Annotated in this window: 32 protein-coding genes and 1 pseudogene; 4 read left to right on the top strand and 29 right to left on the bottom strand. The window is 56.4% G+C overall.

Going from position 1 to position 19,153, the window contains the following annotated elements:
- Positions 1 to 660, top strand: coding sequence for a protein-methionine-sulfoxide reductase heme-binding subunit MsrQ (gene msrQ / locus ASF69_RS16740; RefSeq protein ID WP_062589349.1), 660 nt, complete (start codon positions 1 to 3; stop codon positions 658 to 660).
- Here msrQ and ASF69_RS16735 read toward each other — a convergent pair.
- The gene (locus tag ASF69_RS16735; protein ID WP_156462121.1) at positions 602 to 1,036 is read right to left on the bottom strand and encodes a DUF2809 domain-containing protein; all 435 of its coding nucleotides are present in this window, start codon (positions 1,034 to 1,036) and stop codon (positions 602 to 604) included. The genes msrQ and ASF69_RS16735 overlap by 59 nt on opposite strands.
- A 67-nt stretch (positions 1,037 to 1,103) precedes the next feature.
- On the opposite strand from ASF69_RS16735, the gene ASF69_RS16730 reads away from it, so the two are divergent.
- The 3 genes from ASF69_RS16730 to ASF69_RS16720 all read left to right on the top strand — a co-directional run bounded on the left by ASF69_RS16730 (position 1,104) and on the right by ASF69_RS16720 (position 3,549).
- Positions 1,104 to 1,976: a DUF817 domain-containing protein gene (locus ASF69_RS16730; RefSeq protein WP_062589860.1), complete on the top strand. Its 873-nt coding sequence runs from the start codon at positions 1,104 to 1,106 to the stop codon at positions 1,974 to 1,976.
- A gap of 13 nt (positions 1,977 to 1,989) precedes the next feature.
- Positions 1,990 to 2,805: a carbon-nitrogen hydrolase family protein gene (locus ASF69_RS16725; RefSeq protein WP_062589347.1), complete on the top strand. Its 816-nt coding sequence runs from the start codon at positions 1,990 to 1,992 to the stop codon at positions 2,803 to 2,805.
- A 351-nt stretch (positions 2,806 to 3,156) separates the two neighbouring features.
- A complete protein-coding gene (locus ASF69_RS16720; RefSeq protein ID WP_244475504.1) occupies positions 3,157 to 3,549 on the top strand; it encodes a DUF930 domain-containing protein in 393 nt (130 codons plus the stop codon).
- Positions 3,550 to 3,671: 122 nt separating this feature from the next.
- Here the strand turns inward: ASF69_RS16720 and rplQ are convergent, their stop codons facing one another.
- The 28 genes and pseudogenes from rplQ to tuf all read right to left on the bottom strand — a co-directional run.
- Positions 3,672 to 4,097 carry a 50S ribosomal protein L17 gene (rplQ, locus tag ASF69_RS16715; RefSeq protein WP_062589345.1) on the bottom strand — a complete coding sequence of 142 codons (426 nt, stop codon included), beginning with the start codon at positions 4,095 to 4,097 and terminating at the stop codon, positions 3,672 to 3,674.
- A gap of 134 nt (positions 4,098 to 4,231) precedes the next feature.
- On the bottom strand, positions 4,232 to 5,242 hold the full coding sequence (locus tag ASF69_RS16710; RefSeq protein ID WP_003495228.1) for a DNA-directed RNA polymerase subunit alpha: 1,011 nt from the start codon (positions 5,240 to 5,242) through the stop codon (positions 4,232 to 4,234).
- A 185-nt stretch (positions 5,243 to 5,427) separates the two neighbouring features.
- The gene (rpsK, locus tag ASF69_RS16705; protein WP_007766864.1) at positions 5,428 to 5,817 is read right to left on the bottom strand and encodes a 30S ribosomal protein S11; all 390 of its coding nucleotides are present in this window, start codon (positions 5,815 to 5,817) and stop codon (positions 5,428 to 5,430) included.
- Between the two features lie 134 nt (positions 5,818 to 5,951).
- Entirely contained in the window at positions 5,952 to 6,320 is a 369-nt protein-coding gene (gene rpsM, locus ASF69_RS16700; protein WP_062589344.1) for a 30S ribosomal protein S13, read from the bottom strand.
- Between the two features lie 224 nt (positions 6,321 to 6,544).
- Positions 6,545 to 7,159: an adenylate kinase gene (locus ASF69_RS16695; RefSeq protein WP_062589343.1), complete on the bottom strand. Its 615-nt coding sequence runs from the start codon at positions 7,157 to 7,159 to the stop codon at positions 6,545 to 6,547.
- Positions 7,156 to 8,496 carry a preprotein translocase subunit SecY gene (gene secY, locus ASF69_RS16690; protein ID WP_062589342.1) on the bottom strand — a complete coding sequence of 447 codons (1,341 nt, stop codon included), beginning with the start codon at positions 8,494 to 8,496 and terminating at the stop codon, positions 7,156 to 7,158. Before secY ends, ASF69_RS16695 begins: the two co-directional genes overlap by 4 nt.
- Before the next feature lie 314 nt (positions 8,497 to 8,810).
- Positions 8,811 to 9,290, bottom strand: coding sequence for a 50S ribosomal protein L15 (gene rplO, locus ASF69_RS16685; RefSeq protein WP_062589341.1), 480 nt, complete (start codon positions 9,288 to 9,290; stop codon positions 8,811 to 8,813).
- Positions 9,291 to 9,306: 16 nt separating this feature from the next.
- Positions 9,307 to 9,513 (bottom strand): 50S ribosomal protein L30, encoded by a 207-nt coding sequence (gene rpmD, locus ASF69_RS16680; RefSeq protein WP_045230765.1) that lies wholly within the window; start codon positions 9,511 to 9,513, stop codon positions 9,307 to 9,309.
- Between the two features lie 11 nt (positions 9,514 to 9,524).
- Positions 9,525 to 10,094: a 30S ribosomal protein S5 gene (gene rpsE / locus ASF69_RS16675; RefSeq protein ID WP_062589340.1), complete on the bottom strand. Its 570-nt coding sequence runs from the start codon at positions 10,092 to 10,094 to the stop codon at positions 9,525 to 9,527.
- A gap of 120 nt (positions 10,095 to 10,214) precedes the next feature.
- Positions 10,215 to 10,577 (bottom strand): 50S ribosomal protein L18, encoded by a 363-nt coding sequence (gene rplR / locus ASF69_RS16670; RefSeq protein ID WP_062589339.1) that lies wholly within the window; start codon positions 10,575 to 10,577, stop codon positions 10,215 to 10,217.
- Positions 10,578 to 10,589: 12 nt separating this feature from the next.
- Positions 10,590 to 11,123 (bottom strand): 50S ribosomal protein L6, encoded by a 534-nt coding sequence (gene rplF, locus ASF69_RS16665; RefSeq protein WP_062589338.1) that lies wholly within the window; start codon positions 11,121 to 11,123, stop codon positions 10,590 to 10,592.
- 42 nt (positions 11,124 to 11,165) lie between these two features.
- Positions 11,166 to 11,564: a 30S ribosomal protein S8 gene (gene rpsH / locus ASF69_RS16660; protein ID WP_062589337.1), complete on the bottom strand. Its 399-nt coding sequence runs from the start codon at positions 11,562 to 11,564 to the stop codon at positions 11,166 to 11,168.
- Positions 11,565 to 11,576: 12 nt separating this feature from the next.
- The gene (gene rpsN / locus ASF69_RS16655) at positions 11,577 to 11,882 is read right to left on the bottom strand and encodes a 30S ribosomal protein S14 (protein WP_042618523.1); all 306 of its coding nucleotides are present in this window, start codon (positions 11,880 to 11,882) and stop codon (positions 11,577 to 11,579) included.
- Positions 11,883 to 11,915: 33 nt separating this feature from the next.
- Positions 11,916 to 12,473, bottom strand: a complete 558-nt coding sequence (gene rplE / locus ASF69_RS16650) for a 50S ribosomal protein L5 (protein WP_062589336.1) — start codon at positions 12,471 to 12,473, stop codon at positions 11,916 to 11,918.
- Complete coding sequence (gene rplX, locus ASF69_RS16645) at positions 12,466 to 12,774, bottom strand: 50S ribosomal protein L24 (protein WP_062589335.1); 309 nt, start codon at positions 12,772 to 12,774, stop codon at positions 12,466 to 12,468. The genes rplE and rplX overlap by 8 nt, the downstream gene beginning before the upstream one ends.
- A 12-nt stretch (positions 12,775 to 12,786) precedes the next feature.
- On the bottom strand, positions 12,787 to 13,155 hold the full coding sequence (rplN, locus tag ASF69_RS16640; protein WP_003495199.1) for a 50S ribosomal protein L14: 369 nt from the start codon (positions 13,153 to 13,155) through the stop codon (positions 12,787 to 12,789).
- A gap of 232 nt (positions 13,156 to 13,387) precedes the next feature.
- Positions 13,388 to 13,624, bottom strand: a complete 237-nt coding sequence (gene rpsQ / locus ASF69_RS16635; RefSeq protein WP_062451325.1) for a 30S ribosomal protein S17 — start codon at positions 13,622 to 13,624, stop codon at positions 13,388 to 13,390.
- Between the two features lie 12 nt (positions 13,625 to 13,636).
- On the bottom strand, positions 13,637 to 13,837 hold the full coding sequence (gene rpmC / locus ASF69_RS16630; protein WP_042618527.1) for a 50S ribosomal protein L29: 201 nt from the start codon (positions 13,835 to 13,837) through the stop codon (positions 13,637 to 13,639).
- Positions 13,838 to 13,849: 12 nt separating this feature from the next.
- Positions 13,850 to 14,263 carry a 50S ribosomal protein L16 gene (rplP, locus tag ASF69_RS16625; RefSeq protein ID WP_042618528.1) on the bottom strand — a complete coding sequence of 138 codons (414 nt, stop codon included), beginning with the start codon at positions 14,261 to 14,263 and terminating at the stop codon, positions 13,850 to 13,852.
- A 38-nt stretch (positions 14,264 to 14,301) separates the two neighbouring features.
- Positions 14,302 to 15,033, bottom strand: coding sequence for a 30S ribosomal protein S3 (gene rpsC / locus ASF69_RS16620; RefSeq protein WP_062589334.1), 732 nt, complete (start codon positions 15,031 to 15,033; stop codon positions 14,302 to 14,304).
- Positions 15,033 to 15,422 carry a 50S ribosomal protein L22 gene (gene rplV, locus ASF69_RS16615; protein ID WP_037172087.1) on the bottom strand — a complete coding sequence of 130 codons (390 nt, stop codon included), beginning with the start codon at positions 15,420 to 15,422 and terminating at the stop codon, positions 15,033 to 15,035. The genes rpsC and rplV overlap by 1 nt, the downstream gene beginning before the upstream one ends.
- 2 nt (positions 15,423 to 15,424) lie before the next feature.
- A complete protein-coding gene (gene rpsS / locus ASF69_RS16610; RefSeq protein WP_045230774.1) occupies positions 15,425 to 15,703 on the bottom strand; it encodes a 30S ribosomal protein S19 in 279 nt (92 codons plus the stop codon).
- A 15-nt stretch (positions 15,704 to 15,718) separates the two neighbouring features.
- Complete coding sequence (rplB, locus tag ASF69_RS16605; RefSeq protein WP_062589333.1) at positions 15,719 to 16,555, bottom strand: 50S ribosomal protein L2; 837 nt, start codon at positions 16,553 to 16,555, stop codon at positions 15,719 to 15,721.
- Positions 16,556 to 16,599: 44 nt separating this feature from the next.
- Positions 16,600 to 16,893, bottom strand: coding sequence for a 50S ribosomal protein L23 (locus tag ASF69_RS16600; RefSeq protein WP_062589332.1), 294 nt, complete (start codon positions 16,891 to 16,893; stop codon positions 16,600 to 16,602).
- The gene (gene rplD / locus ASF69_RS16595) at positions 16,890 to 17,510 is read right to left on the bottom strand and encodes a 50S ribosomal protein L4 (RefSeq protein ID WP_062451320.1); all 621 of its coding nucleotides are present in this window, start codon (positions 17,508 to 17,510) and stop codon (positions 16,890 to 16,892) included. The genes ASF69_RS16600 and rplD overlap by 4 nt, the downstream gene beginning before the upstream one ends.
- Before the next feature lie 13 nt (positions 17,511 to 17,523).
- Positions 17,524 to 18,165 (bottom strand): 50S ribosomal protein L3, encoded by a 642-nt coding sequence (gene rplC / locus ASF69_RS16590; RefSeq protein WP_062589331.1) that lies wholly within the window; start codon positions 18,163 to 18,165, stop codon positions 17,524 to 17,526.
- 170 nt (positions 18,166 to 18,335) lie between these two features.
- Positions 18,336 to 18,644 (bottom strand): 30S ribosomal protein S10, encoded by a 309-nt coding sequence (rpsJ, locus tag ASF69_RS16585; RefSeq protein WP_003507767.1) that lies wholly within the window; start codon positions 18,642 to 18,644, stop codon positions 18,336 to 18,338.
- Between the two features lie 358 nt (positions 18,645 to 19,002).
- Positions 19,003 to 19,153, bottom strand: a pseudogene (tuf, locus tag ASF69_RS22840) (elongation factor Tu); the annotation flags it as partial.

The following is a 19,153-nucleotide window of genomic DNA, read 5'->3' as shown; positions in this document are numbered from 1 at the left end:
ATGGCATTTGCGCTTTCGCTTCCCGCCCTTCCCAAGCGATACCAGCCCGCCGCCATCTGGGCGCTCTATGTCGTCGGGCTCTGTCCCGGCGTCTGGTATTTTTATCTCGCCGCCACTGGCGGGCTAGGGTTCAATCCGGTCAAGGATTTCGAACACCTGCTTGGCATATGGGCTTTGCGCTTCCTGTGCCTCGGCCTCTGCGTCACACCGCTACGCGACCTCTTCAACGTCAATCTCATCGCCTACCGCCGGGCGCTGGGCCTGATCGCCTTTTATTATGTGCTGGCGCATTTCGCAGTCTATCTCGTTCTGGACCGCGGGCTGGTCATGAGCTCAATCATCGCAGATGTCCTAAAGCGCCCCTATATCATGTTCGGCATGGCGGGGCTGGTTATGCTCGTACCCCTGGCTCTCACGTCCAACCGATGGTCGATTCGCAATCTGGGCTCGCGCTGGAACACGCTGCACAAATTGTCCTATTTCGTCCTCATCGCTGGCATCCTGCATTTTGTGCTCGCCCGCAAATCGCTGACGCTGGAGCCTGTCTTCTACATATCGGTGATGGTCATCCTGCTCGGATATCGAAGCGTCAGACCGGCAATCATGGCCCGCAAACGGGCTCGCAAGGCCGCCCTCTCACCCGGACGTGCCGGACGATGAACGCAGCCAACATTATCCCCACGACATAACAGGCAATATTCCAGAGCGAAAAAACGCGGCCAAGCAGCAATGCCCCGGCTGTGGTTGCCCGAAACGCATCCAGCGCTGGAAAATGCACCAGCCGCAGCAATTCCACAACGATTGCCAGCCCGCAGGCAATCGCTACTGCCAGATTCCGTCTACGCGCTGGCATGATGGCTTCCACGAGCAGGTAGACCATCGATCCCCACAGCACCGACCCACCGTATTTCACGACAACAAAGGGCAGCCCGGCCATATAGCCATATCGTCGCAGCAGCAGACCGGCGGCAATCACGCCGCATGTGCAGATAAGAAGCGCCAGTCGGCTCTCATAAAATCGGTGGGCATTCTTCATCATCATGTCGCTTTATTTCCGGTTTGTTGTAGAGATACAATCCTGCCGAGCAAGAGGACTGATGGCTTTGACAAGCGAAACCACCTACCCCGCCAGCCGCCTTGCAACGCTTGACGCCCTTTTATGCGATCGGCAGCCATGGGGCGAGTTGAAAGGCATAAAGCGTTTCATCGTCGAGTTTCTCTATTTCGGCATCAAGGAAGCGCGCGCCTGCATGTTTGCCGGCTTGTTCTTCATCTCCATCTTTCTTGTGCCGCGCGGCGGTCTGTTCGGTCTGCCGCGCTATGATGTTCTCCTGGTCGTCGCTCTGGCCATCCAGTTCTTCATGATCTGGAGCAAACTGGAGACATGGGACGAAGCCAAGGCCATTTTGCTTTTTCACGTGGTGGGTTTTGCTCTCGAAGTCTTCAAGACATCCAGCGCCATCCAGTCCTGGTCCTATACAGATTTTGCCTACACCAAGGTTTTCGGGGTACCGCTGTTTTCCGGTTTCATGTATGCCGCCGTCGGAAGCTATATCATCCAGGCATGGCGTCTGCTTGATGTCCGCATTCGCCACCACCCGCCCTACTGGATGGCGTCGATGATCGGCATCGCAATCTACGCCAACTTCTTCACCCACCACTTCATCGGCGATTATCGCTGGTACATCGCCGCCTGTGCGCTCGGCCTCTACGCCCGCGCCACCGTCATCTACCGCCCCTATGATCGCGACCGCAAAATGCCACTGCTTCTGTCCTTCATCCTCATCGGCTTTTTCGTCTGGCTGGCAGAAAACATCTCCACATTCTTCGGCATCTGGAGCTACCCAAACCAACTCGGCGCGTGGTCGGCAGTGCATATCGGCAAATGGAGTTCATGGTCGCTCCTCGTCATCATGACCTTCTCCATCGTCTCTTACCTGAAGCACATCAAAGGGCGCATCTCAGTGCCGGAGTGAACCGGAGCCTTTCATGAAAATCGCAGCGGCGCAGAGTGTCGTTACAAAAGACGTTGCCGAAAATGGCCGGACGATACGTGCGCTCATTCACCAGGCTGCGAAGGACGGTGCCCGCCTCGTCAATTTTTGCGAAGGTGCTTTGTCTGGCTATGCGAAGGCGCAGATTGCTTCTCCCGAAGACTGGCGAAACTTCTGTTGGGATGCCCATGCCGACGAACTCAATGCCATCGCCGAGACATGCAGGGAAAACCGCATCTTCGCCGTCATTGGTTCCGCATCTCCACTGCCTTTGCCACACCCACCAAACAACAGTCAGTATGTCATTAGTGATCAGGGTGGGATGACCGCTCGATACGACAAGCGCTATCTTTCCAATTCCGAACTCGAGCAGGAGTGGTACAGGCCGGGAAAACATCCCACAGTTTTTGAGGTCGATGGCTACCGTTTCGGTTGCCTGACCTGCATCGAAGTTCAGTTTCCTGAACTGTTCATGGAATATGAACGTCTGGATGTGGATGCAATTCTGTTTTCATCCTACGGAATCGGCAACTTCTTTCAGATTGCGCTGCGCGCGCACGCCGGTTTCAATTGCATCTGGATCAGTGGTGCAACGCCCGCACCAAAAGCAGCTCAAGGCCCTGCCATTGTTGTTGCGCCAGATGGAAAGATCGTCGCCTCATGCGATGGAAAGCCCTTCAACGAACTCGCTGTCGCGACGCTAGATCGCGAAGACGCCAACTATGACATTCCCCTCAACAAGGCTCGGCCCTGGCGCAGGTCCGCAAGGCTGGGCATGATAGATTTGCAAAAGCATACCCCTATTGATTGACCCGAGCCGGTGCCAGTGAGGGAAGGCAAGGAAACAGCGCGCCGGAGTAGTCGCTGGTGCGTCATTTTATCGTTTCTGCTCCATGCTTTGCTCTTGGCTGCCTTCTTTCTAAGTCCTGCGCCTCAACCGAATTCGGTCTCGCAGGACGGTAGCATCACCGTGGAAATTATAGCCTCGGCCCCTGCCCCGCCACAGCCGGTCACCTCGGCTGCATCTGCGAACAATTTGCCGACCCCGCCTCCGCCAGCCGCGACTTACCCGCCGAACGACAGTAAGGCGAGCACCCCGCCAACTGAAAGCTCGAATACGCCGCCGCAGCAAGCCCCAGTGAACGACAACGGAAAAACACTCGTGAAGCCGTCGCACATGCTCTCACAGGAGGTTCTCGCGGACCACCGCAGCAGACAGGCGCGCGACGCGCTGAAACAGCTCGCACCGGCAGATCAGATTGAACAGCTTTGTAATCTCGAGGCCATGGCGCAGGTTGGCGCGTGGAGCAAGAGCCTCAAGCCAGACCGGGTTGTGGCCTATGCCATGGCTGACCCTGAATTCTCTGGCACCAATTTCATCGCCAAGGGTGCCGCGATCCACAGTGAGCACGACTGGTATCGCCTTCAATTCAAGTGCCAGCTGACCCCGGATAAAGAGAAAGTCGTAGCCTTCGAATTTCTAATGGGAGACGCAATCCCAAGAGACATCTGGGCCGAGCACAATCTGCCGGACGAAGACGGCCCATCCGATTAACGGCAACCGCCGCTGTTCCTGGACGCCCAGCCAATCCGCTAAAAAAATATTTCCCCAAAACAAAAAAACCGGGTGATTTCTCACCCGGCTCTCGATCATCAAGCGCTTTTCAGCGCTATCAATTATGCAGCTTCGGCTTCAGCAGCTTCTGCAGCAACGCGTGCCTTGTCGGCCTTGCCCTTGGCGTCTACGTCGCGCTCAACGAACTCGACAACAGCCATGGCAGCGTTGTCGCCCTGACGGTAGCCAGCCTTCATGATACGCAGGTAGCCGCCGTTGCGGGTTGCGTAACGTTCAGCAATGGCGTCGAACAGCTTGCGAACAGCATCCTGATCCTTGATCTGCGAGATGGCCTGACGACGAGCGTGCAGGTCGCCACGCTTGCCGAGCGTAACCAGCTTTTCAACGATCGGGCGGATTTCCTTCGCCTTAGGAAGCGTCGTTACGATCTGCTCATGCGTGATGAGCGAAGCCGCCATGTTGGCAAACATTGCCTTGCGGTGGCTGGCGGTTCTATTGAGCTTGCGGCCTGAATTTCCGTGGCGCATTGCTATTCTCCTTTAATGCAGGCTTCCTGTCCGGGCCTGCCGTTTCCTGGCACATGCAGGCAACCAGTCTTTCGTGACGGCGCCTGTTGTTTGACGGGGAAAGGCAGTCTTTAAAGGGCCTGCCTTTTTATTGGTTAATATTGATCTTCGTAACGCTTGGCGAGATCTTCGATGTTCTCTGGCGGCCATGCTGGCACTTCCATGCCGAGATGCAGACCCATGGAAGCGAGAACTTCCTTGATTTCGTTCAGCGACTTGCGGCCAAAGTTCGGAGTACGAAGCATTTCGGCTTCCGTCTTCTGAATGAGGTCGCCAATGTAGACGATGTTGTCGTTCTTCAGGCAGTTTGCCGAACGAACGGACAGTTCCAACTCGTCGACCTTCTTGAGAAGCGCCGGGTTGAACGCCAATTCGGTTACAGATTCTTCCTCTGCTTCCTTCTGTGGCTCATCGAAGTTGACGAAGACGCCGAGCTGGTCCTGAAGAATACGAGCAGCAAATGCTACTGCGTCTTCGCCGGAAACCGAACCGTTGGTTTCGATCGTCATGATCAGCTTGTCGTAGTCAAGAACCTGGCCTTCGCGGGTGTTTTCCACCTTGTAGGACACTTTCTTGACCGGCGAATACAGGCTGTCGACCGGGATAAGGCCGATCGGCGCGTCTTCAGCACGGTTACGCTCTGCAGGCACATAGCCCTTGCCGTTGTTGACGGTGAATTCCATGCGGATTTCAGCGCCATCATCGAGCGTGCAGATAACGTGATCCGGGTTGAGGATCTCGATGTCGCCTACGGTCTGGATATCACCAGCAGTGACAGCACCAGGACCCTGCTTGCGTACGACCATGCGCTTGGAATCGTCACCATCCATCTTGATGGCGATTTCCTTGATATTCAGCACGATGTCCGTCACGTCTTCCCGAACGCCGGGAATGGAAGAGAACTCGTGCAAAACACCGTCGATCTGAACCGCTGTCACAGCGGCGCCACGCAGAGACGACAAGAGAACGCGACGGAGCGCGTTACCAAGCGTCAGACCGAAACCGCGTTCCAGCGGCTCGGCAACCAGCGTTGCCTTGGTGCGGCTGGAAGACGTGAACTCGACCTTGTTCGGCTTGATCAGTTCCTGCCAATTCTTTTGAATCATCTTTAAACCTTCCGTTCGCCGCCACCATCCAATCGTGACGGACCGAGCATGATCACCGAGAGGAACCCAAAAGTTCATCGGAGGGTTTGAAAGCGTTGGTTTGCCGGATGAACCAGCACCACACGCCGAATACGCGAAAATTCCGCCAAACCGAGGGTGAGGCGGAATTCCCAGACAGAAGCGCGTTAGACGCGGCGCTTCTTGCGCGGGCGGCAACCATTGTGCGGGATCGGCGTCACGTCGCGGATGGAGGTGATCATGAAACCGGCAGCCTGCAGAGCGCGAAGTGCAGATTCACGACCCGAACCTGGACCGCAAACTTCTACCTCAAGCGACTTCATGCCGTGTTCCTGAGCCTTCTTGGCGCAATCTTCAGCAGCGATCTGGGCAGCAAAAGGAGTCGACTTACGCGAACCCTTGAAGCCCTTTGCACCAGCAGACGACCAGGCAATCGCGTTGCCCTGTGCGTCGGTGATGGTGATCATCGTGTTGTTGAAGGTTGAGTTGACGTGCGCAACACCCGACGTGATATTTTTGCGTTCGCGACGGCGTACGCGTGTGGCTTCCTTGGCCATGATATACCTTTCATTGATCTCTTCACCGCCGTAACACCAGCGGCTACACCGGCGAAAAGCCCAGAAGACCTTTCGCCAAACTCAGAAAGGCTGGTGCGGCCTGCACCAGCCTCCCCTTCCGGAAGACCGGAAAATTACTTCTTCTTACCAGCGATCGCCTTCGCCGGACCCTTACGGGTGCGAGCGTTGGTGTGCGTGCGCTGACCGCGGACCGGAAGGCCACGACGGTGACGCAGGCCACGGTAGCAACCAAGGTCCATCAGGCGCTTGATGTTCATCGCGGTTTCGCGACGAAGATCACCCTCGACGCGATAGTCGCGGTCGATGGTTTCGCGGATCTGAAGGACTTCGGCATCCGTCAGCTGATGAACGCGCTTTTCAGCCGGAAGACCGACCTTTTCCATGATTTCCTGCGCGAATTTCGGACCGATCCCGTGAATATAGGTCAAAGCGATAACAACGCGCTTAGCCGTCGGGATGTTGACGCCAGCGATACGTGCCACGTCTATTCTCCTTGCGTTCCAGTTGCCATCCGGCAAGTGGTGCTTTCATTTGAGCGGCACGATTTTGCCGCCAGTTCAAATTCCTGTTCGTCACAAGTCAAAACGACCGAACCCGGACTTTCCTTCCCTAAAGGAAAATCCGCGCCAGTCGCTTGGGTTGTCGCGAGTTGGCGCGGTGTTTAACGGAATCGGTTCAAAAAAGCAACCGGCTCCGCCAAGATTCTTTAGATACGCGCGGCTGAAGCAGATGATCCCGCATCTTTTTCAAGCACAGCCTCAATAGCGGCCGTCACGTCATCGACGTCAGCCATGCCATCAAGCACCACGAGCTCTCCCTGCTCCTGGTAGTAGGCAGACAAGGGTGCCGTCTTCTCACGGTACTCTGAGAGCCGCTTACGGAACGATTCGGGGTTATCGTCGGAACGCACGGTTCCACCTGCGGCAATCGTTTCTGCCACGCGGTTTTCGATTCGGCGTATGAGCGCTTCCTGATCGACCTTCAATTCAATGACGGCATCCAGAACGAGATCCTTCTGCCGAAGGTTTTCGGAGAGCGCCTTTGCCTGTGGAACGGTACGCGGATAACCATCCAGGATAAACCCATTGGCACAGTCCGCCTGCTCGACCCTTTCGGAAACGATCTGATTGACGATGTCATCCGAAACGAGACCGCCGGAGTCCATGACTTCCTTGGCACGCTTGCCGATTTCAGAACCGGCACTCACGGCCGCACGGAGCATGTCCCCCGTGGAAAGCTGTGGGATACCGTATTTGTCTGTCAGACGCTTCGCCTGGGTCCCCTTGCCGGCCCCAGGTGGTCCCAAAAATATCAGTCTCATCGTCCCCTCTTTCCTCCACGCAGTTTCGATTTCTTGATGAGCCCCTCATACTGCTGGGCAATCAAGTGACCCTGAATCTGTGCCACTGTATCTAGCGTTACACTGACAACGATCAAAAGCGAAGTACCACCAAGGGCTAATGGGATGCCTGTACGGGCGATAAGCGTCTCAGGAAGGATACAGACGAAGACCAGGTAGATCGCACCCACGACCGTGATACGGGTCAGGACGTAATCGATATACTCCGCTGTCCGCTCACCTGGGCGAATGCCCGGGATGAAGCCGCCGTGTTTCTTAAGATTGTCTGCCGTATCCTTCGGATTGAATACGATAGCTGTATAGAAGAATGCGAAGAATGCGATGAGCAGGCCGTAGAACAGCATGAACAGAGGTTGGCCGTGCTGCAGCGACGCAATGACCGTCGTTGCCCAAGTCGGCAATTTCGTGCTGTCGGTAAAGCCCGCAGCCGTTGCTGGCAGCAAAAGCAGCGATGACGCAAAGATTGCCGGAATGACGCCCGCCGTGTTCAGCTTCAGCGGAAGATGCGAGGTATCGCCCTGGAACATCCGGTTACCGACCTGACGCTTCGGATACTGGATCAGCAGGCGCCGCTGCGCTCTCTCGACGAAGACGATGAGCGCGATGACACCGATGCAGACAACGAGTACCGTCAACATCAAGGGCGTGGACAGCGATCCTGTCTTGCCGAGATCAAGAGTACGCGCCAATGCGCCGGGAAGGCCCGCTGCAATGCCGGCGAAGATGATCAAAGAAATGCCATTGCCGATGCCGCGTGACGTGATCTGCTCGCCAAGCCACATCAGGAACATGGTACCGCCGAGAAGAGTGATGACGGTGGAGACACGGAAGAACCAGCCTGGATCGATGACGAGCCCTGCCCCGCTCTCAAGACCGGCAGCAATGCCGTAGGCCTGAAGCGTACCGAGCAGAACCGTGCCGTAGCGCGTGTACTGGTTGATGATCTTGCGGCCTGCTTCGCCTTCCTTCTTCAACGCTTCGAGCGAGGGCACGACCGAAGTCATGAGCTGCACGATAATCGAAGCGGAAATGTAGGGCATGATGCCGAGAGCGAAGATCGCCATACGCTCGACAGCGCCACCTGCAAACATGTTGAAAAGGCCGAGAATACCGTTGGCCTGGCCCTGGAATGCCTGTGCATAGGCTTCCGGGTTCAGACCGGGAAGCGGGATATGCGTGCCAAGACGGTAAACGAGAAGTGCGGCAAGGGTAAACCAGAGTCGCTTTTTCAGATCTTCAGCTTTCGCGAAGGTCGAAAAGTTCAGGTTTGAGGCCAGTTGTTCCGCTGCTGAAGCCATAAATTTCTCCGCATGACCCTTGTCCAGCGGCACGGAAACCGGCAATTCCGGAAAAGGTCGTAAAGATACTGGTTCAAAAACCGGGCTTCGGACGGATCACGGCTCTAACGCCGGAATCATGCCTCACCCTGTTTTCGTTCGTTCGCTCCACATTCAACTGAATGCTTCGGAACTGTGAGGCTCTCCCCGCAACATTCACACATTGCTTGAGAGTATCCGCATAAGACATTCTAATCGATTAGGATTCAAAAGCTCATGCGACTGTAGAACATGAAAGCCCGGAGTGAAACACCCCGGGCGTTCGTCATCTTATATTACTCTGCGGCTTCGGCTGCAACAACCAGAAGCTTGATGGAACCACCAGACTTCTCGATCTTTTCAACAGCAGGCTTAGAAGCGCCAGCAACTTCAAAGGAAACCTTCGTCGTCAACTCGCCGTCAGCCAAAATACGAACGCCATCCTTCGGACGACGGATCACGCCAGCGGCCTTCAGAGCAGCTGCGTCGATCGTTGCCTTGGCGTCGAGCTTGCCAGCATCGATAGCAGCCTGAACGCGACCGAGAGAAACGGTAACGAATTCAGATGCGAAGATGTTGTTGAAGCCGCGCTTTGGCAGACGACGGTAGATTGGCATCTGGCCGCCTTCGAAGCCGTTGATGGCAACGCCCGAACGAGCCTTCTGACCCTTGACGCCGCGACCACCGGTCTTGCCCTTGCCGGAACCAATACCGCGACCTACGCGGATACGGTTCTTCGTCGAGCCTTCGTTGTCTTTAATTTCATTGAGTTTCATGATGACTTCCTCCGTCTCACTTCTCGTCTACGACGCGAACGAGATGCTGGACAGCACGGATCATGCCGCGAACAGCTGGAGTGTCTTCCAGAGTGCGCTGACGGTGCATCTTGTTGAGACCCAGGCCGATCAGCGTCTGGCGCTGAACCGCAGGGCGGCGAATTGGGCTGCCGATCTGTTCGACCGTAACAGTCGTCTTGGCTTCAGTAGTCTTCTTGGCCATGATACTGCTCCTTATTCTTCAGTCGCGTTGCCGGAAGCGGCGCGGCGGGACTGAAGGGTCGCATACTTGAGACCACGCTGTGCAGCGATGTCCTTCGGATGAACCTGGTGCTTCAGAGCGTCGAAAGTTGCGCGAACCATGTTGTATGGGTTCGAGGAACCGGTCGACTTTGCAACAACGTCATGAACGCCGAGCGTTTCGAAAACAGCGCGCATCGGACCACCAGCGATGATACCGGTACCAGCCTTGGCCGAGCGCAGCAGAACCTTGCCGGCGCCGTGACGACCGTTGACATCGTGATGCAGCGTGCGGCCATCGCGAAGCGGAACGAAGATCAGATCGCGCTTTGCGCTTTCAGTTGCCTTGCGGATCGCTTCAGGAACTTCACGAGCCTTGCCGTGACCGAAGCCAACGCGACCCTTCTGGTCGCCGACAACGACGAGAGCAGCAAAACCGAAACGACGGCCGCCCTTGACAACTTTCGCAACGCGGTTGATCGCGACCAGCTTGTCGACGAACTCGCTATCGCGCTCTTCACGGTTCTGGCGGTCGTCGCGAGAACCTCTTTTTTCTTGTGCCATTGTCCTTTTCCTTTTTCTTTTACGGGTGGAACGGCAAACGAAAAGACCATCGGCTTCATTTCTGAAACCCGCATGGTCCGGTGAAACCTGCCCGGACAAGGCCCGGGCAGGAAATGATGATTAGAAGTTCAGACCGCCTTCGCGGGCTGCTTCAGCCAGAGCCTTGATGCGGCCGTGGTAAATGAAAGCGCCGCGGTCGAATACGACATCCTTGATACCAGCCTTGCTGGCGCGCTCTGCAACGAGCTTGCCAACAACGGCAGCTGCTGCAACGTCAGCACCCGTCTTCAAGGACGAGCGCAGATCAGCCTCGAGCGTGGAGGCAGACGCAAGCGTCTTTCCAGCCACATCATCGATGACCTGAACGTAGATGTTCTTCGACGAGCGATGAACCGACAGGCGCGGGCGACCGTTGGCAACCGCCTTGATCTGGCGGCGCACGCGGTTCGCGCGACGTGCAAGTGCTTCTTTCCTGCTAGCCATTTCGCGTGATCCTTACTTCTTCTTGCCTTCTTTGCGGATGATCCGTTCTTCAGCGTACTTGACGCCTTTGCCCTTGTAGGGCTCGGGACCACGGTATTCGCGGATTTCCGCGGCAACCTGACCGACCTGCTGCTTGTTGATACCCGAAACAATGATTTCCGTTGGCTTCGGAACGGCAATGGTGATGCCTTCCGGAGTCTGGTAAATCACGTCGTGGCTGAAACCGAGTGCCAGCTGCAGGTTCTTGCCCTGCATGGCAGCACGATAACCAACGCCGTTGATTTCGAGCTTGCGTTCGTAACCGTCCTTGACACCCTTGAAGATGTTCTCGACCATCGTGCGGGACATGCCCCACTTGGAACGAGCTTCCTTGGAGTCGTTGGCTGGCGTCACGGAAACCGCGTTTTCTTCCAGTTTAACCTGGACTTCGTCATTGGCGACGAAGAACAGTTCACCCTTAGGACCCTTGGCAGTAATCTTCTGGCCGTCGACAGTGGCCGTCACACCTGCAGGAACCTGAACGGGCTTTTTACCGATACGAGACATATTTCTATCCTGTCTGTCCGTTAAGGAGATCCCTGCTCAGTCTTAGAAGACCGAGCAAAGAACCTCGCCACCAACGTTCTGTTCGCGAGCCTGATGATCGGCCATAACACCCTTCGGAGTCGAGAGAATGCTAATGCCGAGGCCGTTCGCGACCTGCGGAATGGACTTGACCGAGACATAAACCCGGCGGCCCGGCTTGGAAACGCGGCCGATCTCACGGATCACGGACGCGCCTTCGTAGTACTTCAGTTCGATGGTGAGCTCGGACTTGCCGTTCTCGAAATCGACCTTGGAATAACCGCGAATGTAGCCTTCAGCCTGCAGCACGTCGAGAACGCGTGCGCGAAGGCTGGATGCTGGCGTGTTGACCGACGACTTGCGACGGGCAGCACCATTGCGGATTCGGGTGAGCATATCACCCAACGGATCAGTCATTGTCATGTGCCCGTCTCCTTACCAGCTCGACTTGACAATACCCGGCACCTTGCCGGAGTTGCCCAACTCGCGAAGCGCAATACGCGACATTCCGAGTTTGCGGTAGAACGCGCGCGGACGGCCCGTTACTTCGCAGCGGTTGCGGATACGCGTCTTCGAGCCGTCACGCGGCAGCGAAGCGAGCTTCAGAGTTGCCTGGAACCGCTCTTCGATCGGAAGGGACTGGTTCATGACAATTGCCTTCAGGGCGGCACGCTTGCCGGCCTGCGAGGCCACTGTCTTGCGGCGGCGCTTGTTCTTTTCAACTGCGCTTGTTTTCGCCATATCGGAGTTCCTTTTCTACGCTCGTCGTTACGGTTATTGACGGAACGGGAAGTTGAACTCTGTCAGAAGAGCCCGTGCTTCGTCGTCCGAAGTCGCCGTCGTGCAAACGATGATGTCCATGCCCCACATCTGATCAACCTTATCGTAGTTGATCTCAGGGAACACAATGTGCTCCTTGATGCCCATGGCGAAGTTGCCACGGCCGTCAAAGCTCTTGGGGTTCAGGCCCCGGAAGTCGCGAACGCGCGGAAGCGCGATGTTGACCAGACGATCAAGGAATTCGTACATGCGGGCGCCACGAAGAGTAACCTTCGCACCGATCGGCATGCCTTCGCGAACCTTGAAGCCCGCGATGGAATTGCGAGCCTTGGTTACAACCGGCTTCTGACCTGCGATAGCAGCCAGATCGCCTGCGGCAACCGTTGGCTTCTTCGAATCAGCGGTCGCCTCACCAACGCCCATGTTGATGACGATCTTGTCCAGCTTGGGGATCATCATAACGTTGGCGTAGGAGAACTTCTCCTGCATTGCGCCACGAATACGGGAAACGTATTCAGTCTTGAGACGCGGCTCGTACTTGGACTCAGCCATCGATCACTTCTCCCGAACGCTTGGCCACGCGGACCTTCTTGCCGTCAACAACCTTGAAACCAACGCGAGTTGGCTTGCCATCCTTATCGGCGATGGCGAGGTTGGAAATGTGCAAGGAAGCTTCCTTGTTGATGATGCCGGCTTCCTGGCTCTGGGTCTGGCGCTGGTGACGCTTCACCATGTTCACGCCACTCACGATAGCCCGGTCTTCTTTCGGCAAAACCTGTTTTACTTCGCCGGTACGGCCCTTGTCCTTACCGGTCAATACGACAACCTTGTCGCCTTTGCGGATCTTCTGCATCGCTATCGCTCCTTACAGTACTTCTGGAGCCAGCGAGATGATCTTCATGTGGTTCTTAGCGCGAAGTTCGCGTGGAACCGGTCCGAAGATACGGGTGCCGATCGGCTCTTTCTTGTTGTCGATAAGAACGGCTGCGTTGTTATCGAAACGGATGACGCTGCCGTCAGCGCGGCGGATGTCCTTGGCGGTACGAACAACGACCGCCTTCATCACGTCGCCCTTTTTGACGCGGCCGCGCGGAATGGCTTCCTTGATAGAAACGACGATAATGTCGCCAACGGAAGCATACTTACGCTTCGAGCCGCCCAGCACCTTGATGCACATGACACGACGTGCGCCGGAATTATCCGCCACGTCGAGGTTTGTTTGCATCTGAATCATGTCAGGTCGCCTTCTTGTTGTTACCGGACCGGTTGGGCAAGTCTATGAGACCGCCCCCTGCTCCAGCTTATGAAATGTCTCTGTTTTCGCGCGGAATAATCGTGACAGGGTGGTTTCCTAACGGACCTTCCGTGCGCATCAAAGCAAAAGAACGCCCGTGAACGAGCGTCCTTGCGCTGCTTCATACAGACTTTCGCGCATATAGCAAGTGCTGCGCGAAAATCAGTTGAAATTATGCCTGGGCGGAAACGACCGTCCAGCGCTTATCCTTGGAAATCGGTGCGCATTCCTCGATGGAAACGACATCGCCGATCTTGTATTGGTTGTTTTCGTCGTGCGCCTTGTACTTCTTCGAACGGCGAACAGTCTTCTGAAGCAGCGGGTGAGCGAATCGGCGCTCAACACGGACTACGACAGTCTTCTCGTTCTTGTCGGACACAACGACGCCCTGCAGAATGCGTTTAGGCATATTATTCTTCCTTTAGGCCTTGGCTTCTGCCGCCTTCTGGCGGGCAATGGTTTTCACGCGGGCGATGTCCTTACGAACTTCGTCGATGCGCGAGGACTTTTCCAACTGGCCGGTTGCCTTCTGGAAGCGCAGGTTGAACTGCTCCTTCTTCAGGTCGGCGAGCTTGTCCTTGAGCTGATCGGCGCTGAGGCCGCGAACGTCTTCGGCTTTCATGGTGCCTGCTCCTTACTCTGCGATGCGCTGAACGAAGCGCGTCTTAACCGAGAGCTTGGCAGCGCCGAGACGGAGCGCCTCGCGGGCGATCTCCTCGGAAACACCGTCGATCTCGAACATCATACGACCGGGCTTGACCTTGCATGCCCAGTATTCAACAGAACCCTTGCCCTTACCCATACGGACTTCGGTCGGCTTCGCCGTAACCGGAGTGTCTGGGAATACGCGGATCCACACACGACCAGCGCGCTTCATGTAACGCGTGATCGCGCGGCGGGCCGCCTCGATCTCGCGCGCGTTCACGCGGTTCGGTTCCTGCGACTTCAAGCCGAATTCACCGAATGCCAGGTCAAAGCCGCCCTTGGCCACACCCTTGATGCGACCCTTAAACTGCTTACGGTACTTAGTACGCTTTGGCTGCAACATTTTCTAACTTCTCCGAGCTTATCTTTCGCCAGCGTCAATCAAGCGTTTTCGCGGCGACGGTCGCCACGATCGCCGCGCTCGCGGCTTGCCGGACCCTGTGCATCGCCTTCGAGCGCACGACGCTCGGAAGCCATCGGATCGTGCTCAAGGATTTCGCCCTTGAAGATCCAGACCTTGATGCCGCAGATGCCGAATGCGGTTTCGGCTTCCGCCGTACCGTAATCGATGTCCGCACGCAGGGTATGCAAAGGAACGCGACCTTCGCGGTACCATTCGGTACGAGCGATTTCAGCACCGCCAAGACGGCCACCGCAGGTGATCTTGATGCCTTCAGCGCCAAGACGCAGTGCGGACTGAACAGCGCGCTTCATTGCACGGCGGAATGCCACGCGGCGCTCAAGCTGCTGAGCGATCGACTGGGCAACAAGCGTTGCGTCGATTTCAGGCTTGCGCACTTCAACGATGTTGAGGTGCGTTTCAGAAGCGGTCATCTCGGAAATCTTCTTGCGAAGCTTCTCGATGTCCGCACCCTTCTTGCCGATGATCAGACCAGGACGAGCCGAGTGAATGGTCACGCGGCACTTCTTGTGCGGACGCTCGATGATAACCTTAGCGATGCCGGCCTGCTTCAATTCCTTGATCAGGTAAGCGCGGATAGCAAGGTCTTCGTGCAGCAGCTTGCCGTATTCGGCAGTGTCCGCATACCAGCGGCTGTCCCACGTACGGTTAATGCCGAGGCGGAAGCCGATTGGATTGATTTTCTGACCCATTATGCGGCCTCCCCTTTTTCTTCCACTTCACGAACAACGATCGTCAAGTGAGAGAACGGCTTTTCGATACGCGATGCACGACCACGGCCACGAGCGTGGAAACGCTTCATGGTGATGGACTTGCCGACATAGGCCTCGGCGACGACAAGAGCGTCGACGTCGAGGTCATGGTTGTTTTCGGCGTTCGCAATAGCCGATTCCAGCGTCTTCTTGACGGTGGAAGCGATACGCTTGCGGGAGAACTCGAGCTCGGCGAGAGCGCGATCAACCTTCTTGCCACGGATAAGAGCGGCAACCAGGTTCAGTTTCTGGGGGCTGACGCGGAGCGTACGGGCAATGGCCTGAGCCTCATTGTCCTTCAGCCGGCGTTCGGTCTTAGCCTTCGCCATGATTACTTCCTCTTTGCCTTCTTGTCCGCACCATGACCGTAATAGGTCCGGGTCGGAGAGAATTCACCGAACTTGTGTCCGACCATGTCTTCGTTGACCGAGACGGGCACATGCTTGCTGCCGTTGTAGACGCCGAATGTCAGACCAACGAACTGCGGCAGGATCGTGGAGCGACGGCTCCAGATCTTGATCACTTCATTGCGTCCGCCTTCGCGCACCTTCTCAGCCTTAGTGAGAAGATAGCCGTCAACAAACGGACCTTTCCATACTGAACGAGCCACTTGAGACTTCCTCTCTTACTTCTTGCGCTGATGGCGCGAACGCATGATGAACTTGTCGGTCGACTTGTTCGAGCGGGTGCGCTTGCCCTTGGTAGGCTTACCCCAAGGGGTAACCGGGTGACGACCACCCGACGTGCGACCTTCACCACCACCGTGAGGGTGGTCAACCGGGTTCATCACGACGCCGCGAACGTGTGGACGCTTACCGCGCCAGCGCGAACGACCGGCTTTACCGTCGTTGATGTTGCCATGATCGGCGTTAGAGACAGCGCCGATGGATGCAAGGCAGGAGCCATGAACCAGACGCTGCTCACCGGAGTTCAAGCGAAGGATCGCCATCCCGGCATCGCGGCCAACGAGCTGAACATAGGTACCGGCGGAGCGAGCGATCTGACCGCCCTTGCCCGGCTTCATCTCGACGTTGTGGATGATCGAGCCGACTGGGATGTACTGAAGCGGCATTGTGTTGCCTGGCTTCACGTCCACTGCCTTGTCGGAGGCGATCACCTTGTCACCAGCAGCGAGACGCTGTGGCGCGAGAATGTAAGCCTGTTCTCCGTCCGTGTATGTCACGAGCGCGATGAATGCGGTGCGGTTAGGGTCATATTCCAGACGCTCGACCGTACCTTCAACGTCGAACTTACGACGCTTGAAGTCAACCAGACGGTAGGTCCGCTTGTGACCGCCGCCCTGAAAACGAACGGTGATCCGGCCCTGGTTGTTACGGCCACCCTTCGAGCTGAGGCCCTCTGTAAGAGCCTTTACCGGCTTGCCCTTGTAGAGCGAAGCGCGGTCCACGATAACCAGCTGACGCTGGCTTGGCGTGGTCGGATTGAAACTTTTCAATGCCATTTTACTTGTTCCCTTTTGGGTCTTTGCCCGCTTGGGCCTAACCTTTAGAGTCCGGTGGACACGTCGATGGATTGACCTTCGGCGAGCGTGACGACGGCTTTCTTGACGTCCTTACGCTTACCGGCGAACCCACGGAAACGACGGGTCTTACCCTTGCGGATAAGCGTGTTCACTGCCGTGACCTTGACGCCGAAGAGTGCTTCGATTGCAGCCTTGATTTCAGGCTTCGAAGCGTCCTTGGCGACGTTGAATACGACCTGGTTCTGTTCGGATACCAGCGTCGACTTTTCCGTGATCGAAGGAGATACGATCACATCGTAGTGGCGAAGATCCGTCATTTGAACCGCTCCTCCAGAGCCTCTACAGCAGCCTTGGAAAGCACCAGCTTGCCACGGCGCAGGATGTCGTAAACATTGATGCCCTGAATCGGCAGAACGTCCACGTTTGGAATGTTCTGAGCTGCGAGCTTGAAGTTGCCATCAAGTTCAGCGCCACCGATAACGAGAGCGTTGGTCAGGCCAAGCGTAGCAAAATTGCCCAGCAGAGCCTTTGTCTTTGCATCGCTGGCAACGAGCTGATCGACGATGATCAGGTCTTCTGCCTTGAGCTTTGCAGAGAGCGCGTGACGCAGAGCAAGCGCACGAACCTTCTTTGGAAGGTCATGAGCGTGGCTGCGAACGACTGGGCCATGAGCCTTGCCGCCGCCGCGGAACTGCGGTGCGCGAGCCGAATGGTGACGAGCGCGGCCCGTACCCTTCTGCTTGTACATCTTTGCACCCGTGCGGGAAACTTCCGAACGGTTCTTGGACTTGTGCGTTCCCTGCTGCTTCTTGGCGAGCTGGTAACGAACCATGCGGGCCAGGATATCCTGGCGTGGGTCGAGGCCGAAAATTTCGTCCGACAGGGATACCTTGCCGGCGTCTTTTCCCTCGAGGGTTTTGACGTTCAATTCCATTGCTGAGGCTCCCTTACTTCGCTGCCGACTTAACGGCGTCGCGGACGATGATCCAGGAACCCTTGGAACCGGGAACGGCGCCCTTCAAGAGGATCAGACCACGACCTTCATCGGTCGAGACTACTTCCAGGTTCTGGGTGGTGACGCGTGTCTGGCCCATGTGACCGGCCATGCGCTTGCCCTTCCAGACCTTGCCCGGATCCTGGTTCGAACCAGTCGAACCATGTGCACGGTGCGAGATCGAGTTACCATGCGAAGCGCGACCACCACCGAAGTTGTGGCGCTTCATGGAACCGGCGAAGCCCTTACCGATCGTGGTGCCGGTAACGTCTACCAGCTGGCCTGCCTGGAAATGATCTGCGGTCAGTGTTGCACCGACGTCGATGAGGTTCTCGGGAGAAACCCGGAACTCGACGAGCTTTGCTTTCGGCTCGACGCTGGCGGCAGCGAAATGACCGCGGAGCGCCTTCGACGTGTTCTTGACCTTGGACTGGCCTGCACCGAGCTGAACTGCAGTGTAGCCATTCTTGTCTTCCGTGCGCTGTGAAACAACCTGAAGGTTGTCCAAACGCAATACTGTTACTGGGATATGCTCCCCGGCGTCGTTATAGACGCGGGTCATACCCACTTTCTGTGCAATCACACCTGAACGCATTGGTTCAATCCTCTTGCGAGCCTTGAAGGGAAAACCCTCTCTGGCCTTTGTTAAGGAGTTCCCTTCGACATCTCACGACGTTTCCGGTCTCCGGATTGGAAGACGTTGGATTACTCCACGTACCTTCCTTGTTATATCGGCCCTTACTTTCGCAAGGTCAGGCCGAGGTCTTAGAGCTTGATTTCCACGTCAACGCCAGCAGCGAGGTCGAGCTTCATAAGAGCATCGACAGTCTGAGGGGTTGGGTCAACGATATCGAGAAGACGCTTGTGCGTCCGCATTTCGAACTGCTCACGGCTCTTCTTGTCAACGTGGGGAGAGCGGTTGACAGTAAACTTTTCGATGCGGGTAGGCAGCGGAACCGGGCCGCGAACGCTGGCGCCGGTGCGCTTGGCGGTCGACACGATTTCACGGGTAGAGGCATCGAGGATCCGGTGATCAAACGCCTTGAGGCGGATACGGATATTCTGGCCGTTCATTCGTCTTGTCCTTGTTCTTTGTTATTGATTTCCGCACGCGGAAATACATGAACCTAGTTGATCGTGGCGCCGCAGATTTTCAAAAATCAAGAGGAGTGCTTAGGCGCACCCCAATCATTTCGGTAGTCTGTATTGCTGAACCGCCGAACCGCGCAATGACTTGCGAATCCGGCATCTAACTGTGAGTGCGCGTTTACGCGCTTTCACTGCATTTTTCAAGCACTAAAAGTGCAACGCCATGACGCTTTTTCTCAAACGTCCAATGGCGGTGCTTTTCACACCGCCATTGTCCAGAATTATCCCGCCAGGATATTGCCCGGCGTTGTCTGCGACGATGCCGAGGCACCGTCAACCAACATTACTCGACGATCGAGGCAACGATGCCAGCGCCGACGGTACGGCCGCCTTCGCGGATAGCGAAGCGCAGCTTTTCTTCCATCGCGATTGGAACGATCAGCTCAACAGCAACGGTAACGTTGTCGCCTGGCATAACCATTTCCGTGCCTTCT

It is taken from the genome of Rhizobium sp. Leaf311 (assembly GCF_001423445.1).
Lineage (GTDB): Bacteria > Pseudomonadota > Alphaproteobacteria > Rhizobiales > Rhizobiaceae > Agrobacterium.
Note: the sequence above shows the minus strand (reverse complement) of the source record. Positions and strands in the feature narration are given on the sequence as shown.